The sequence below is a fragment of the Cellulosimicrobium sp. SL-1 genome, assembly GCF_011033075.1.
GTDB classification, from domain to species: Bacteria; Actinomycetota; Actinomycetes; order Actinomycetales; family Cellulomonadaceae; genus Cellulosimicrobium; species Cellulosimicrobium funkei.
In genome coordinates, this window is the sequence record NZ_JAACJC010000009.1 from 142,143 (window position 1) to 157,168 (window position 15,026).

Genomic DNA, 15,026 nt, shown 5'->3' on the forward strand with positions numbered 1-15,026 from the left:
CTACAGCTCCTGTGCGAAGCGCCCCTCGAGACGCTTGAAGACGGACTGCCCGGCGAACAGCACCAGGAGCGAGATGACGAGCCCTGCGACCGCGAACAGCCACAGGTGCGGCGGCATCTCGACCGTGCCGCTCGTGGTCCCCGGGTACCAGAACGCGTAGTGGAACAGCTCGACCGCCGCGGTGAGAGGGTTGAGCTGGTAGACGACGAACAACCACTCGGGCACGACGTCGCGCACCGCCTGCCACGGGTACAGCACCGGGCTGAGCCAGGTCGCGACCATGACGATGAGGTCGACGAAGTTCTCGGCGTCGCGGTAGAACACGTTGACCGCGCCGAACAGCAGTCCGAGACCCAGGGCGAGCACCGCGACGATGCAGAAGCCCAGCAGCCCCGCGCCCAGCTCGGCGGCGTTGGGACGCCAGCCGAACAAGATCGCCCCGACGAGGAGCACGAGCAGCTGCGGGAAGAAGTGCACCGCGGAGACCCACAGCGACGAGACCGGGAACAGCTCGCGCGGGAGGTAGATCTTCCGCACGAGCGCGGCGTTGCCGACGACCGAGCGCGTGGCGTTCGAGAATCCCTCGCCGAAGAAGTTGACGACGACGATCCCCGAGAAGAGGTAGACGGCGTAGTCCTCGACCCCCTTGCTCAGGCCGAGGAACAGCCCGAGCGCGAGGTAGAAGACGATGAACTGGACCGCCGGCTTGACGTAGGACCAGAGCATCCCGAGGACCGAGCCCCGGTAGCGGACACGCAGCTCCTTCTTGACGACGAGACGCAGGAGGAACCTGTGCCTGACGACGTCGAGGAGCCCGTGCCCGCGACCGGGCTCGACCAGAGGGCGCTCTTCTGCGGCGGCCGTGCTCACCGCTGTGCAGGGGGGTTGGCCGCGAACGTGCGCTCCCACTCCTCCACCGAGGTGATCACGGGAAGCGCGTCACGGTAGGCGCTGCGGAGCTCGGCCCATCGTGCGAAGAGCTGCGCGTGCAGCTTCAGACCCTCCGTGAGCATCTCGCGGACGACCCGGGGGTCCCGGCGGTGCCAGGACGCACCCGTGCCCTCGGCGTTGGACACGATGGCGCTGTCGTACTGCGACAGCCGCCACCAGCGCGCGTCCTGGTGGGACACGAGGGTCTGCGGGCGGTCGGCCCGCTCGTCGTCGACGGGCACGACGATCTGGCGCACCATCGTCTTGGCCGCCCACGGCACGAGCGCCACCCGGCTCGGCATCTGGACCCCACGGCCCTTGTTACGCGGCTTGCTCGGCGCCGGCGCCGGGAAGGCGTCCGCGTCGGGCGCGTACCGCGCGTCGCTGAAGTCCTGCACCATGCCACGGATCTCGGGCAGCTTGGAGCCGATGATCCCGTGCAGCTGCTCCGGCCCGGCGAGCACGTCGCGCATCGCCATGAGTCGTCCGCGCTCGGAGAAGTACTGCATGGAGATGAGGTGCTTGACGTCCATGTACGTCGACTCGCGGAGGACGCGCCCACCGCGCTCGTACAGGGAGTACAGGAGGGTCGTGATGAGGCGGTTGCGCTCGTGGAAGTACGCCTGCCACCCGACGAGGTCGTCCTTGTCCGCCCACGAGACGTGCCAGACGGCCGCACCCGGCAGAGAGACGGTCGGGTAGCCGTGCGCACGAGCGCGCAGACCATACTCCGCGTCGTCCCACTTGATGAAGACCGGCAGCGAGAGCCCGATCTCGCGGATCACCTCGACCGGGATCAGGCACATCCACCAGCCGTTGTAGTCCACGTCGACACGGCGGTGGAGCCATGGCGTCGCACGCAGGCCCGAGGATCCGAAGTCGTGGCCGTTCTCCATGTCCGCGTGCGGGAGCCCCGGCTGGATGCGCCACGGCTCGACGACCTCGCCGAAGGTGTGCAGCACCGACCGGTTGTACATGTCGAACATGTGCCCGCCGACGATGGTCGGCTTGCGCGTGAAGTCCGCGAAGCTCACCAGCCGAAGGATGCTCTCGGGCTCGAGCACGATGTCGTCGTCGAGCAGGATGACGTAGTCGCTCTTCCCCGACTGCAGCGTCTCGTACATGCCGCGGGAGAAGCCGCCCGAGCCGCCGATGTTGCCCTGCTCGACGAGCTTGAGCTGCGGGCCCATCTCGGCCTCGAGCTCCGGGAAGCCGTCCTGGTCGCGCACGCGCTGGGTGCCCTGGTCGACGACGATCAGCTCGTCGAGGATCTCGCGCACCTCGGGGCTCTCCGCCACCGTCCGGATGGTCTCGAGGCAGTAGTCCGCGCGGTTGAACGTGGTGATGCCGACGCTCGTCGTGCCCTCGCGGCGGGCGGCCGCGTCCACGGACCACTCGGCGTGGGAGAGGAGCAACGGCTCCGCCCCCCCGATCAGGTCGAACCAGTACCAGCCGCCGTCGCCGAACTGGGCGAGCGAGAGGTCGAGGTCCGTCGTCGTGTCGCCGGACACCTGGACCGACGTGACGCGCTGCTGGACCCCGCGGGCGTTCGAGCGGTACACCGTCACGGAGCCGGGACCCGAGGTGGCCACGGTGAGGCGGACGGACTCCACGACGGTCCAGCGGCGCCAGTAGCTGGCCGGGAAGGCGTTGAAGTAGGTCGCGAAGGAGATGCGGCGGCCGGGGCGGACGAGCATGGAGAAACGCCCGTTGATGTCCTGCGACCGGACCTGCTCGCTCGAGCGGGAGAACGAGTCGCTCTGCTGCGACCGGCTCCACAGGGACTCGAGGTCGGTCTGGATCTGCCGAGCCCGCATCTCACCCGCCTCGACGTACAGCGGGAGGCTGTCGGAGTCGGCCTCGATCGGGAGGATCACGCGCTGGACGATCCGGTGCTCGACGCTCTCGGCCGCTTCGTCCGTCGCGGTCTGCTGGGTCTGGGTGCTCATGCGTCAACGCCCCCGCTCTCGATGCTCGTCCCGCGGGCGAAGTGCGGAGCGAGCTTGTTGTCGACCATCGACAGTGCCGAACCGATGGCCATGTGCATGTCCAGGTACTTGTACGTGCCGAGCCGGCCGCCGAAGAGGACGTCCTTCTCACCGGCCGCGAGGTCGCGGTACGCGAGCAGGCGCGCACGGTCCGCCGCCGTGTTCACGGGGTAGTACGGCTCGTCCGCCTTCTCCGCGAAGCGTGAGAACTCCCGCATGATCACGGTCTTGTCCGTGGGGTAGTCCCGCTCGGGGTGGAAGTGCCGGAACTCGTGGATGCGGGTGTACGGCACGTCGGCGTCGGCGTAGTTCATCACCGGGGTGCCCTGGAAGTCGCCGACGGGGAGCACCTCTTCCTCGAAGTCGAGCGTGCGCCACGAGAGGTCGCCCTCGGCGTAGTCGAAGTAGCGGTCGACCGGACCCGTGTAGACGACCGGCACGTTGCCAACGACGTTGCCCTTGCTCACCGGCTGGGACTCGTCGAAGAAGTCCACGCCGAGCCGGACCTCGATGTTCTTGTGGTCCGCCATGCGCTCGATCCACGCCGTGTAGCCGTCGACGGGCAGACCCTCGTGCGTGTCGTTGAAGTAGCGGTTGTCGTACGTGTAACGCACGGGCAGCCGGGAGATGATCGACGCCGGGAGGTCGCGGGGGTCGGTCTGCCACTGCTTGGCGGTGTACTCCCGGATGAACGCCTCGTACAGCGGTCGGCCGATGAGGGACACGCCCTGCTCGTCGAGGTTCTCCGGCTTCTTGTCCCCCAGCTCCGCCGAGAGCTCCTTGACCAGCGCCCGCGCGGCGTCCGGTCCGTGCGCCGACCGGAAGAACTGGTTGATCGTGCCGAGGTTGATCGGCATCGGGAAGACCTCGCCCCGGTGCGTGGTGTACACGCGGTGGACGTAGCTCGTGAACGCCGTGAAGCGGTTCACGTACTCCCACACCCGCTCGTTGGAGGTGTGGAAGAGGTGGGCGCCGTACCGGTGGACCTCGATCCCCGTCGACTGCTCCGGCTCGCTGTAGGCGTTGCCGCCGATGTGGCTCCGCCGATCGATGACCAGGACCTTCCGGCCGTGCTCCTCGGCGATCCGCTCAGCGACGGTCAAGCCGAAGAAGCCTGAACCCACGACGACAAGATCCGCGTCCACACACACTCCTCAGTTGGTTTTGCAGCCACCAAAGCCTAGCGTGCAGGCGGCGCGCGCTCGGACGCCGGGGTCGGGGGCCGGCTTCCCTCACCGAACCTTCACCTCGGGCGCCCGCTCGGGCGGTGCACCGGGCCCGCAGGTGCCGTCGCGCCGGTGGCCGGGGCGTCGGTCCTCGGACGACGCCCCTGCCCGCTCTCATCCCCCGCCGTGCTTGCGGTGGGTGTAGGCCCCGTAGGCACGACGACGCACGGCCTCCGGCACGAGCCGGTAGCCCCCGCGGACGACCGAGTTCCGCAGCTCCTGGGCCGGGGTCGTGATCCCGATGCTCCGCAGCCGACGCTGGAGCTCGAGCTCCGAGCGCAGCAGCCGTGTCCCCCCGCGACGGGAGTACGACCCGGCACCCACCCGGTAGAGGACGAGCGGCTCCGGGACGTTGGCCGTGGCAGCACCGCCCGCGATCATGCGGGCGAACAGCCAGTAGTCCTCCATGAGCGGGAGGTCCTCGTAGCCTCCGGCCGCGGCGACGGCCGACCGGCGGTAGACGACCGACGGGTGGTTGAACGGCGAGCGGAAGCGGACGGCGCGCTCGATCTCCGCACCGGTGAGCGGCGGGACCCGCACCAGGTGGCCCTCGGCGACGCCCTCGTCCTCCGACTCGTCCTCGAACTCCTCGATCGCCGATCCGACGATGTCCAGCCCCGACTCGACGAGGGGAATCTGCCGCTCGAACCGGGCAGGACGGCTGATGTCGTCGGCGTCCTGCCGGGCGACGATCTCGTGCGCGCAGCGCTCGAGGCCCGCCTCGAGCGCGAGCGCGAGCCCGACGTTACGCTCGAGCTCGACCAGCTCCACCGGGACCGGCGACCGGGCGGGCAGGGCCGCGAGGAGTGCGCGGAGCTCGGGGCCGACGGGACCGTCACGCACGATGACCACCTGCGCCGGCTGCCGGGTCTGCTCCGCGGTGACCGACTCGAAGGAGCGGCGGAGCTGCGCGACGACGTCCCCGCGGTAGACCGGGAGCAGCACCGAGAACGGGGCGCTCACCGTCCCCCCGTCCGCACGCCGTCCTCGATCGCGACGACCTCGTCTCCCCAGGGCGTCGCGCCCGACAGCACCTGCGACGTCGGACGCGGGCCGCGCACGAGGCCGTCCCGGAGGCCGCGCGCGGCCGAGCGCACCAGGACCGAGCGCCGCGACGACCGGGCGAAGGTACGAGCCCACCGCCGCGCGGACGACCCCGCGTACAGCACGCGCTCCTCGGGTGCGAGAGCGGGCGAGCGAAGCAGCATCCAGAGCTTGTTGCGCACCTCGTAGTAGAAGCGCTCGCCCGGGTCGACGTCGGTCGCGCCGAAGGTCCGTGTCCGGTGCTCCACGACGGAGCCGGGGACGTACAGGCCGGTCCCGTGCCGCAGGAGGCGGCACGAGAACTCGAAGTCGTCGTTCCAGATGAAGTAGTCGGCGACGGGCAGCCCGTGGTGCCGGACGGCCCGGGCGTCGACCAGCATCGAGACGAAGGACGACGACCGCACCGGGAGCGAGCCGGCCTCCGCCGCGCGCGACAAGGCGCGGGGCGAGGCTCCGGGCCTCGTGCGGGGAGTGTTCATCGGGTGCTCGCGGCCGTCGTGCCAGACGACGCGGCTGCCCAGGAGCGCGACGGGCCCCGGGTAGGCAGCCCTCGCCTCGAGGAGCGCCTCGAGCGCACCGGGCAAGGGGATCGTGTCGTCGTCCATGAGCCAGACCAGGTCCGCGTCCATCGACGCGACGGCGTGCGCTATCCCGGCCGCGAAGCCGCCCGCGCCGCCCGTGTTGCGCGACATCTCGAGGACGGTCGCGCCGACGGGGTGCTCGCCGGCGACGACGGCGGAGTCGTCGTCCGAGCGGTTGTCCACCACGAGCACCGCGTCGACGGCGCGCGTCTGCCCCGCGAGGGCGTCGAGCGACTCGACGAGCAGGTCGCGCCGGTTGTACGCCACGACCACCGCGACCACCCGGGGCTCGGCGGACACCCCACCCGTTCTCGACACGACGAGCAGGCTACCGGACCGCGACCGGGCTCCAGCGCCGCCCCGGGGCGCCGGGCCGTCCGCCTGCACAAGTCCTCCACCACCCGCGCTCCGCGCAGGCGCCGCGCCGTTGCAGGGGCGGCCTATGCTCGACTCCCGTGACATCCCGCACCCGAGCCCAGGACCGCGCCGCGGCAGCCTCCGCGCCGCCGCGCGGGCCCGCGCACGCGCGGACGCTGCGCACCCACCGGGTGGCACGCACCGTCGGCATGGTGGCGACGGCGGTGCTCGCGTTCGGGGCCGTCGGAGGGGCGACGGCGCTGACGAGCATCCAGGGCAACATCACGTCGTCGAACGCGCTGGAGCTGGTGGAGGACCGGCCGGAGCAGACCGTCCCCGACCCCAGCGACCCCAACGCCGGCAAGCCGCTGAACGTCCTGGTCATGGGTTCCGACGCACGCGGAGGGGAGAACGGCCACGAGGTCGAGGGCGTCGAGGGCATGCGCTCGGACACCACGATCCTCGTGCACGTCTCTGCCGACCGCTCGCGCGTGGAGATGATCTCGATCCCGCGCGACTCGCGCGTCGACGTGCCGGCGTGCACCACGACGAACGGGAAGAAGACCGCGCCGGCGAACACGCGCTTCAACGCCGCGTTCGCCGACGGGGCGACGGTCGGCGGGGACGTCGACTCCGCCGCGGCGTGCACGGTGCAGACCGTCGAGAGCCTCACCGACGTGTACGTCGACGGCTTCGTCGTCGTGGACTTCGCGGGCTTCCAGAACATGGTGACCGCGATCGGCGGTGTTCCCATCTGCATCCCCGAGGCGATCGACTCCCCCAAGGCCGACCTGCAGCTCGCCGCCGGGTGGCAGACGCTCGACGGCGCCCAGGCGCTCGGGTTCGCCCGGGCACGCTACGGGGTCGGAGACGGGTCGGACCTCAGCCGCATCGGCCGCCAGCAGCAGCTCCTCGCCGCGACGGTCAACCAGGTGCTGTCGAAGAACCTGCTCTCGGACCTCGGGCAGATCTACGGGTTCGTGGACGCGGGCACCAAGTCGCTGACGATGAGCGACAACCTCTCGTCGATCCCGAGCCTCGCCGGGCTCGCCTTCAGCCTCCAGGGCGCGACCAGTGGCAACATCACCTTCATGACCGTTCCGAACGCGCCGGACCCGCGGGACCCCGACGCGAAGGTCGTCTGGACCTCGGAGGCCGACGAGCTGTGGGCGAAGGTGCGCGCCGACGAGCCGATCGTCGCGCCCGCTGCCCCGGCCTCCCCGCCGGCGGACGACAGCGCGACCGACGCCCCGCCGGTCACGGAGGGAGACGACGCCCCCGCGCCGGACCCGGCCGCCACCGACCCGGCGCCGGTGCAGTCGAAGGAAGCCGGCAAGGAGGCGTTCTCCGCCGCCGACCAGACCTCGCAGTGCGGGTGACCCCATGACCGACCCACGCGACCCCCGGTCCTTGCCGCCGAGCTTCACGCCCCAGGGCGGTCGCTCGCCCCGGCCCTCGTCGGCCGACGACGCGATCGCCGTCGGGAACAGCGGTCGCCCCCGGCCGCCGGCGCGGTCGGTTCCCGACGACGCCGTCCGGGCCGAGCCGCGCATCCGACGTCAGTCGTCGCGAGAGATCCCGGTGACCCCGGCTCGCAAGGGGACGCCGCCGCCTGCGCCGCCCGCCGGACGCACGCGCTCCCGGAGCGAGCCCGCCGCGACGGCGCTGCCTCCGTCCGTCGCACCGGCGCGCTCTGCCGAGCGCTCGGCACCCGCTCGCGTCTCGTCGTCCCCGCACGCGAGCGCACGCGCCGCGACCGCGAGCCCGGGCCGTTCCACGGCGGCCTCTCGTCCGCGCCCGGCCGGGCCCGGCGGTCCGGGCGGCGGGCGGCCCCCGTCGGCCCTCGGGCCCTCTCGTCGCGGCGGCTTCCGCGTCCGCAAGGGCCGCGTCGTCGGCCTCGTCGCCGGCGTCGTCATCGTCGCGATCCTCGCGTGGCCCGTCGGCCTGCTCATCTGGGCCAACGGCAAGATCCAGCACGTGGAGGCGCTCTCCGGCGCTCCCGGCACCGCCGGCAACACCTACCTGCTCGCCGGGTCGGACGCGCGGGGCGACGGCATCAGCGAGGACGGCACCGAGGGCGCGCGCACCGACACGATCATGGTCCTCCACGCACCCCCGAGCGGCCCGGTCGCGCTCATCAGCCTGCCGCGCGACACGTACGCGGAGATCCCGGGGAACGGGTCGAGCAAGCTCAACTCGGCGTACTCCTGGGGCGGCCCGGCGCTGCTGGTGCAGACCGTCGAGCAGCTCACCGGTCTCACGGTGGACCATTACGTCGAGGTGGGGTTCGGCGGTGTCGAGGGGATCGTGGACGCCGTCGGCGGGGTCGAGCTGTGCCTCGACTACGACGTGGACGACCCGAAGAGCGAGCTCGTCTGGACGGCGGGCTGCCACGTCGCCGACGGGCACACGGCGCTCGCGTTCTCGCGGATGCGGTACTCCGACCCGAAGGGCGACATCGGGCGGGCCGAGCGCCAGCGCCAGGTCATCGGCGCGATCAGCTCGCAGGCCGCGAACCCCAGCATCCTCTTCCGCCCGGGCGACCAGGTCTCGCTCCTCGACTCCGGGCTGGGGGCGCTCACCGTCGACGAGAAGACCGGCGTCGTGGACCTGGGCAAGCTCGCGCTCGCGTTCCGCAAGGCCAACGGGCCGGACGGCATCACCGGCACCCCACCGATCTCGAACCCCGACTTCCGCCCCGGCGGCAACCTGGGGGCGACCGTGCAGCTCGACCCCGAGACGGTCGGCCAGTTCTGGGTCGACATCCGCGACGGCAACCTCGCACCCGGCCAGGTGGGCGGGCTGCCGCAGTAGCGGACCACGGACGGGGTCAGAAGACCGGCAGCACGTCCCGCACGCGTTCCTCGAGCACCGGGGCGATGGAGCGGACGTACGCCTGCGTCAGGTGGTTGTTGTCCCGATAGACCATGCGATTGCCCTGCACGTAGGGACACACCCCGTCGAAGCACACGATGTCGTTGAGATCGACGAGCGCGACGTTGGCGGGCAGCTCCATGTCGTCGGCCGGGCTCCGCACGTCGAGCACGCTGGTCGCCTCGACGGCGCAGACCGTCGGGTCGTTGCTGACGGCGACGCAGTCCGGAGCCGACTCCAGCAGCCACGGCGTGTCGCGGAGGGCGACCACCTGGACGCCCACGGCGTCGAGGGCCTCCCAGGCCCGCACGTACCCCGGCGGCACGAACTCGTTGCCCGGGATGCTGTCGTCGTTCCACGAGTACCGCGTCCCGATGGTGAAGACCGCGTCGGGCGGCGACTCGACGAGCTCCTCGACCACCTCGGTGTTCCAGTCCCGGCAGGACTGCCACGGGTTCTCCTCCGGGGTGTCCAGCGAGAACGGGCACCCGCCCTTGAGGTAGGTCACGACCCGGAACCCCGACACGGAGCCGATCCCGGACAGGGCGTCGACCCACTGCTCCGCGTGGGAGTTGCCGACGACCGCGACGACCGTCCGCGCCGTCTCGTCGCCGTAGGTGCACCGCACCACGGTCGTGTCCTCGTTGTAGGTGACGCACTCGTCCCGTGTCGGCAGCGCCACGTCGAACGGTGCGGTCACGGGGTCGGGGACCGGCGTGGCGTCCTTCTCGACGGAGAAGACCCCTGGCGCGGCCACCTCCATCGCCCCCGGGAACCCCTCGAAGCTCGCGGTGTCCACGGTGCTGAACGACCGCCGTTGGATCTCGAGCTGGCCGAACCACCCCAGCGGCAGCGCGACGGCGAGCGCGGCCGCGACCGCGACCGCGACTCGCAGGCCGCGCAGCCCGTCGGTCCGGGGACGTGGCGTGGCCGAACGGAGCGGGACCTCGACCCAGCGCCGGGTCGCGTAGGCGAGCGCCCCGGCGACGAGCAGCACCGCGGTGCCCGCGAGCCACCCCACGGGCCGGTCGCGCACGACGATCGCGAACACGAGCACCGGCCAGTGCCACAGGTAGAAGGTGTAGGCGTAGCCGCCCGCCCGCGCGACGGGCGTCGACGCGAGGAGGCGGGAGACGGAGCCCCGCGGGAGCCGTCCGTCGGACGTCGCACCGGCGAGCACGACGAGCGCGGCACCGGCGACGGGCACGAGCGCCGCGGGGCCGGGGAAGGACGAGCCGCCGTCCACGACGAGACCGGCGGCGAGCAGGACCGCGACGCCGACCCACCCGCCGACGACGCTCCACCCGCGCGAGACCCGCGCGCGCACGACCGCGAGCGCGAGCAGCGTCCCCGTGAGGTACTCCCACAACCGGGCGAAGGTGTCGTAGTACGCGAACGACTGGTCGAGACGCACGGAGACGAGGGCGTAGAAGAACGACGCGACGGCGAGGACGACCACCGTCGCGTGCACCGCCGAGAGCCGAGCGGGCGACGCCCACCGACGGGTGCACCACCAGACCGCGAGCAGCAGGAGCGGGACCCCGACGAAGACCTGGCCCTGGACCGACAGCGACCACACGTGCTGGAGCGGGCTCTGCATCGCGTCCGCGGCACCGTAGGTGTGCTCGCCGACGGCCAGCCGCCAGTTCTCCACGTAGAGGAGCGAGGCGAGGGTCTCTCCCGAGACGTCGCCCCACCGGGTACGCGGCAGCCACACCATGCTGGCGACGAGCACCGCCGCGAGCACGACGACGAGAGCCGGCAGCAGGCGCCGGGCAAGCCGGGGTAGATAGTCGCGCAGGCGGACGGGCGCCCCCCGGGCGAAGCTCCGGAGCAGTCCCCCGCCGACGAAGAACCCCGAGAGCATGAGGAAGACGTCCACGCCGCCGGAGACGCGGTGCACCCACACGTGGTAGACGGCGACCAGCAGCACGGCCACGGCGCGCAGGCCGTCCAGGTCGTGACGGTACCCGGCCGTCGCGGGCGCACCGGCCCCGCGAGGCCGCGCGTGCCGGCGCACCGGCGCGACCGCACCGCTGGCGCGGGCCTCCGAGAGGCCGGCGGCCCAGGGGGGTGGGGTCATGCTGGTCATCCTTGTCGAGGGGGCGGCGGCCTCGCCGACGCGTTCCCCCGGCGGGCGCACCGCACCCGCTCCTCGCGTCGCCGAGGATCCGTTCGAGGCTACCCGGTCGGCGCGCGTGCCCCGAAACGGACCACGCCGGTGGCGCCCGAGGCTTCAGAGGCCGGAGCGCGCCGCCCGCAGTCGCGCACCCTTGGCACGAGCCTGCTCCCCCAGGTCTGCCTGGAAGGCCACCATGCGCTCGCGCAGCCGCGCGGCGTCGTCGTCGGTGCCCGCGGCGAGGATGCGCGCGGCGAGCAGGCCCGCGTTGCGCGCGCCGCCGACGGACACCGTCGCGACGGGGACGCCCGCGGGCATCTGGACGATCGACAGCAGCGAGTCCATGCCGTCGAGGTGGCGCAGCGGCACCGGGACGCCGATGACGGGCAGGGGCGTCACGGCGGCGAGCATGCCCGGCAGGTGGGCCGCTCCCCCGGCGCCCGCGACGATCACGCGCAGGCCGCGCTCCGCGGCGGTGCGGCCGTAGTCGATCATCTCGACGGGCATCCGGTGGGCGGAGACGACGTCGACCTCGACGGGCACGTCGAACTCGGCCAGCGCGTCGGCGGCGGCCTCCATGACGGGCCAGTCGGAGTCCGACCCCATGACGATGCCGACGACGGGGTTCTGGCTCATGCGCGCTCCTCGCTCGGGTCGGTCGCGGGGCGCTCGCCCCGCAGGGTCGCGGCGGCGGCCAGCGCCCGGCGCCGGACGTCGTCCAGGTCGTCGCCGCTCACGTTGACGTGGCCGAGCTTGCGCCCGGGGCGCACGCCCTTGCCGTAGAGGTTGACTCGGGCGTCGGGGAACGCGGCGAGGACGTCGGGCAGCGCGTCGGTGAGCTCGTCGAGGGTCGAGCCGAGGACGTTCGCCATCACGGTCCAGCGCGCGGTCGCCGCGGTGTCGCCGAGCGGGAGGTCCAGGACGGCCCGCAGGTGCTGCTCGAACTGGCTCGTCATCGCGCCGTCGATCGTCCAGTGGCCGGAGTTGTGGGGACGCATCGCGAGCTCGTTCACGAGCACGCGCGGGCCGTCCTCCCCCGCGACCTCGAACATCTCGACCGCGAGCACCCCCGTGACGCCGAGCCCCTCGGCGATCCGCACGGCGGCGTCGCGCGCACGCTGCGCCTCGCCGTCGGTCAGACCGGGCGCGGGCGCGATCACCTCGGCGCACACGCCGTCGCGCTGGATCGACTCCACGACGGGCCACGTGCGCACCTCGCCCCGCCCGTCCGCGCCGCCGCTCGGGCGCCGGGCGACGAGCACGGCGAGCTCGCGCGCGAACGGGACCTTCTCCTCGACGAGGAGCTCGGGGCCGTCCGTCGCGGCGGCCTCGATCCACTCCGCCACCTGCTCGGGGCCGCCCTCCGCGGCCGAGACCACGCGGACGCCCTTGCCGTCGTACCCGCCGCGCGCCGTCTTCACCACGGCCTCGCCCCCGACCTCGGCGAGGAAGCCGGTGAGCGCTGCCCGCGCCGCCGTCGGGTCCGTGGGGAGCGCGGCCCAGCGCGGGCACGGCACGCCGAGCTCGGTGAGCCGGCGCCGCATGACGATCTTGTCCTGGGCGTGGACGAGCGCGTCCGGGCCCGGGCGCACGGGCGTGCCGTGCTCGAGGAGGTCGGTGAGCAGCGCGTTCGGGACGTGCTCGTGCTCGAACGTCAGGACGTCCGCCGGGGCGGCGCCCGCGGGGGCGATGAGGGAGCGGACCGCGGCCTCGTCGGACGCGACGCCGACGGGCGCGTCCACGACGACCTGGGCCGCGGACGAGTCCGCGGCCTCCACGAGCACGCGCAGGTGCACGCCGAGCTCTCCGGCCGCGGGGGCCATCATGCGTGCGAGCTGTCCTCCGCCGACCACGGCGATCACTGGGGCTGCCACGTGCACCCACCCTAGTGCCTGGCCGTGGGGCGACCCTCCTTCGACCGCCCGTCGGACGGACGGCGGACGGCACCCGGGCGGGGGCCAGGACCGGCCGGTAGCCTCGAGGGGTGGTGAACGACCTGGACCGACGAGCGGAGACGTCCGCGACGTCCGGGTCGCGCCGCGAGCGCGTGCTGGCGCGGGTCCGCGAGCTCGCGAAGTTCGGGTCGGTCGGCGCGCTCGCGTACGTCGTCGACCTCGGCCTGTTCAACCTGCTCAGCTTCGGCCCGGGCGAGCTGCTCGGGCACAAGCCGCTCACCGCGAAGATCGTCTCCGTCGCCGTCGCGACGCTCGTGGCGTGGGTCGGCAACCGGTACTGGACGTTCTCGGACCGGCGCACGCAGTCGCGCGGGCGCGAGCTCGCCGCGTTCGTCGTCGTCAACGTGGGCGGCATGCTCATCGCGGTGGGGTGCCTCGCGATCTCGACGTACGCGCTCGGGCTGACGTCGCCGCTCGCCAAGAACATCTCGGCGAACGTCGTGGGGCTCGCCCTGGGCACGGCGTTCCGCTACGTCGCGTACCGCCACCTCGTCTTCACGGGAGACCGCCCCGACGCCGCGACCCCGGCGAAGACCGCGGACGGCGCGACGCGCCCCCCTGCGGACGTGCGGGCCGACTGAGCCGCGCGCGTCCCGGACGTGTCAGCCGCGTCGGCGCCGACGCCGGCCGCCGGCCGCGACCGCCGTCCCGGTCGGCAGCACGACGCGCGGGTCGAGGCGCCGCGGCACCCCCGCGAGGAAGAGCGCGAAGACCGCGGGCCGACGCTGCGCGAGTTCCAGGCGACCGCCGTCGGACGCGGCGAGGTCCCGGGCGAGCGCGAGGCCGAGACCGGTCCCCGCGCCCGAGGTGACCTCGCGCTCGAAGATGCGCGGCGCGAGGTCGTCGGGGACGCCCGCGCCCTCGTCGGACACCTCGGTGACGATGGCGCCGCTCGTGCCGGACGGGCGCGCGCGGACGGTCGTCGTGCCGCCGCCGTGCTTGAGGGAGTTCTCGATGAGCGTGGCCAGGACCTGCGCGAGCGCACCGGGCGTCGCGAGCACCTGGTACTCGGGGGGCACGTCGACGACGAGGCGGCGCCCCGCCTTCGCGAACGTCGGCACCCACTCCTCCTCCTGCTGGTGCACGACGTCGAGCAGGCTGACCGCCTCCGTCGTCCCGCCCTGCGCGCGCCGGGACGACGCGAGGAGGTCGTCGACGACGCCGACGAGGCGCTCGACCTGCTCGAGAGAGATGCGCGCCTCCTCCTGGACCGCCGGATCGTCGGAGGCGAGCGAGATCTCCTCGAGCCGCATGCTCAGGGCCGTGAGGGGCGTGCGGAGCTGGTGCGACGCGTCGGCCGCGAACTGGCGCTCCGCGGCGAGCCGGCCCGCGAGCCGGTCGGAGCTGCGCGCGAGCTCGGCGGCGACGAGATCGATCTCCTCGACGCCCGAGGGTTCGAGCCGTGGGCGTACCTGCCCCGAGCCGAGCTGCTCCGCCGACGCCGCGAGGTACACGAGCGGCGCGGCGATGCGGTTCGCCTGCCACACCGCCATCCCGATGCCCGCGGCGAACGCGACGATCGCCGCGGCCACGACGAGCAGCACGACCTGCGCGGCCTGGAGATAGGCGTCCCAGTAGGAGACGGTGAGGGTCACGAGCGCGCCCGAGTCGGAGTGCAGGGGCTGCTCGATCTCGCGGCCGGTGACCTCGTCGCCCGCCGTGAGCACCGTGCCGTCGGGCAGCGCGACGTAGACGTGCGCCGGCGGGTCGCTCGCGCGCGGCTGGACCGCGTCCTCGATGACGTAGTCGGGGATCTCGTCGCCCGCCGCGAGGCGCGCGTCGATGGACCGGGACAGGCGCTCCACGCGGGAGGAGACGTCGTCGACCTCGCCCTGGAGCACGAACCGGGCGCCGTAGAAGGCGAGGGGGAACCCGAGGAGGATCACGGCGACGGCCACGGCCGCCACCGTCGCCTGCAGCATCCGACGCCGCACGCTGCTCCTCGCTCCCCG

General features: G+C 72.9%; 12 protein-coding genes. 3 read left to right on the forward strand and 9 right to left on the reverse strand.

Annotated features, from left to right (window positions below):
- From GWJ10_RS14970 to GWJ10_RS14990, 5 genes are all read right to left on the reverse strand, one after another.
- Window positions 1-870, reverse strand: coding sequence for an ABC transporter permease (locus GWJ10_RS14970; protein ID WP_061267487.1), 870 nt, complete (start codon window positions 868-870; stop codon window positions 1-3).
- Window positions 867-2,879, reverse strand: a complete 2,013-nt coding sequence (locus tag GWJ10_RS14975; protein WP_061267486.1) for a glycosyltransferase — start codon at window positions 2,877-2,879, stop codon at window positions 867-869. The genes GWJ10_RS14970 and GWJ10_RS14975 overlap by 4 nt, the downstream gene beginning before the upstream one ends.
- The gene (gene glf / locus GWJ10_RS14980) at window positions 2,876-4,063 is read right to left on the reverse strand and encodes a UDP-galactopyranose mutase (RefSeq protein ID WP_061267485.1); all 1,188 of its coding nucleotides are present in this window, start codon (window positions 4,061-4,063) and stop codon (window positions 2,876-2,878) included. Before glf ends, GWJ10_RS14975 begins: the two co-directional genes overlap by 4 nt.
- 195 nt (window positions 4,064-4,258) lie before the next feature.
- A complete protein-coding gene (locus GWJ10_RS14985; RefSeq protein WP_061267484.1) occupies window positions 4,259-5,107 on the reverse strand; it encodes a glycosyltransferase in 849 nt (282 codons plus the stop codon).
- Window positions 5,104-6,069, reverse strand: coding sequence for a glycosyltransferase (locus GWJ10_RS14990; RefSeq protein ID WP_241005835.1), 966 nt, complete (start codon window positions 6,067-6,069; stop codon window positions 5,104-5,106). Before GWJ10_RS14990 ends, GWJ10_RS14985 begins: the two co-directional genes overlap by 4 nt.
- Window positions 6,070-6,224: 155 nt before the next feature.
- Here GWJ10_RS14990 and GWJ10_RS14995 point away from each other — a divergent pair, with 155 nt between their 5' ends.
- A complete protein-coding gene (locus GWJ10_RS14995; protein ID WP_241005836.1) occupies window positions 6,225-7,505 on the forward strand; it encodes an LCP family protein in 1,281 nt (426 codons plus the stop codon).
- Window positions 7,506-7,509: 4 nt separating this feature from the next.
- Window positions 7,510-8,940 carry an LCP family protein gene (locus tag GWJ10_RS15000; protein WP_163188308.1) on the forward strand — a complete coding sequence of 477 codons (1,431 nt, stop codon included), beginning with the start codon at window positions 7,510-7,512 and terminating at the stop codon, window positions 8,938-8,940.
- A 16-nt stretch (window positions 8,941-8,956) separates the two neighbouring features.
- On the opposite strand, the gene GWJ10_RS15005 is transcribed toward GWJ10_RS15000, so the two are convergent.
- From GWJ10_RS15005 to GWJ10_RS15015, 3 genes are all read right to left on the reverse strand, one after another.
- Window positions 8,957-11,083: an acyltransferase family protein gene (locus GWJ10_RS15005; protein WP_061267483.1), complete on the reverse strand. Its 2,127-nt coding sequence runs from the start codon at window positions 11,081-11,083 to the stop codon at window positions 8,957-8,959.
- 153 nt (window positions 11,084-11,236) lie between these two features.
- Window positions 11,237-11,755 carry a 5-(carboxyamino)imidazole ribonucleotide mutase gene (purE, locus tag GWJ10_RS15010; protein WP_061267482.1) on the reverse strand — a complete coding sequence of 173 codons (519 nt, stop codon included), beginning with the start codon at window positions 11,753-11,755 and terminating at the stop codon, window positions 11,237-11,239.
- On the reverse strand, window positions 11,752-12,993 hold the full coding sequence (locus tag GWJ10_RS15015) for a 5-(carboxyamino)imidazole ribonucleotide synthase (RefSeq protein WP_163188310.1): 1,242 nt from the start codon (window positions 12,991-12,993) through the stop codon (window positions 11,752-11,754). The genes purE and GWJ10_RS15015 overlap by 4 nt, the downstream gene beginning before the upstream one ends.
- A 110-nt stretch (window positions 12,994-13,103) precedes the next feature.
- Here GWJ10_RS15015 and GWJ10_RS15020 point away from each other — a divergent pair, with 110 nt between their 5' ends.
- Window positions 13,104-13,655, forward strand: coding sequence for a GtrA family protein (locus GWJ10_RS15020; protein WP_021482252.1), 552 nt, complete (start codon window positions 13,104-13,106; stop codon window positions 13,653-13,655).
- Window positions 13,656-13,676: 21 nt separating this feature from the next.
- Here the strand turns inward: GWJ10_RS15020 and GWJ10_RS15025 are convergent, their stop codons facing one another.
- On the reverse strand, window positions 13,677-15,008 hold the full coding sequence (locus GWJ10_RS15025; RefSeq protein WP_086150836.1) for an ATP-binding protein: 1,332 nt from the start codon (window positions 15,006-15,008) through the stop codon (window positions 13,677-13,679).
- Window positions 15,009-15,026: the final 18 nt, after the last annotated feature.

Excerpts from the sequence above, each read along its gene's own strand:
- GWJ10_RS14975 (WP_061267486.1), bottom strand. The coding sequence starts at position 2,879 with ATGAGCACCCAGACCCAGCAGACCGCGACGGACGAAGCGGCCGAGAGC.
- GWJ10_RS15000 (WP_163188308.1), top strand. The coding sequence starts at position 7,510 with ATGACCGACCCACGCGACCCCCGGTCCTTGCCGCCGAGCTTCACGCCC.
- GWJ10_RS15005 (WP_061267483.1), bottom strand. The coding sequence starts at position 11,083 with ATGACCCCACCCCCCTGGGCCGCCGGCCTCTCGGAGGCCCGCGCCAGC.
- purE (WP_061267482.1), bottom strand. The coding sequence starts at position 11,755 with ATGAGCCAGAACCCCGTCGTCGGCATCGTCATGGGGTCGGACTCCGAC.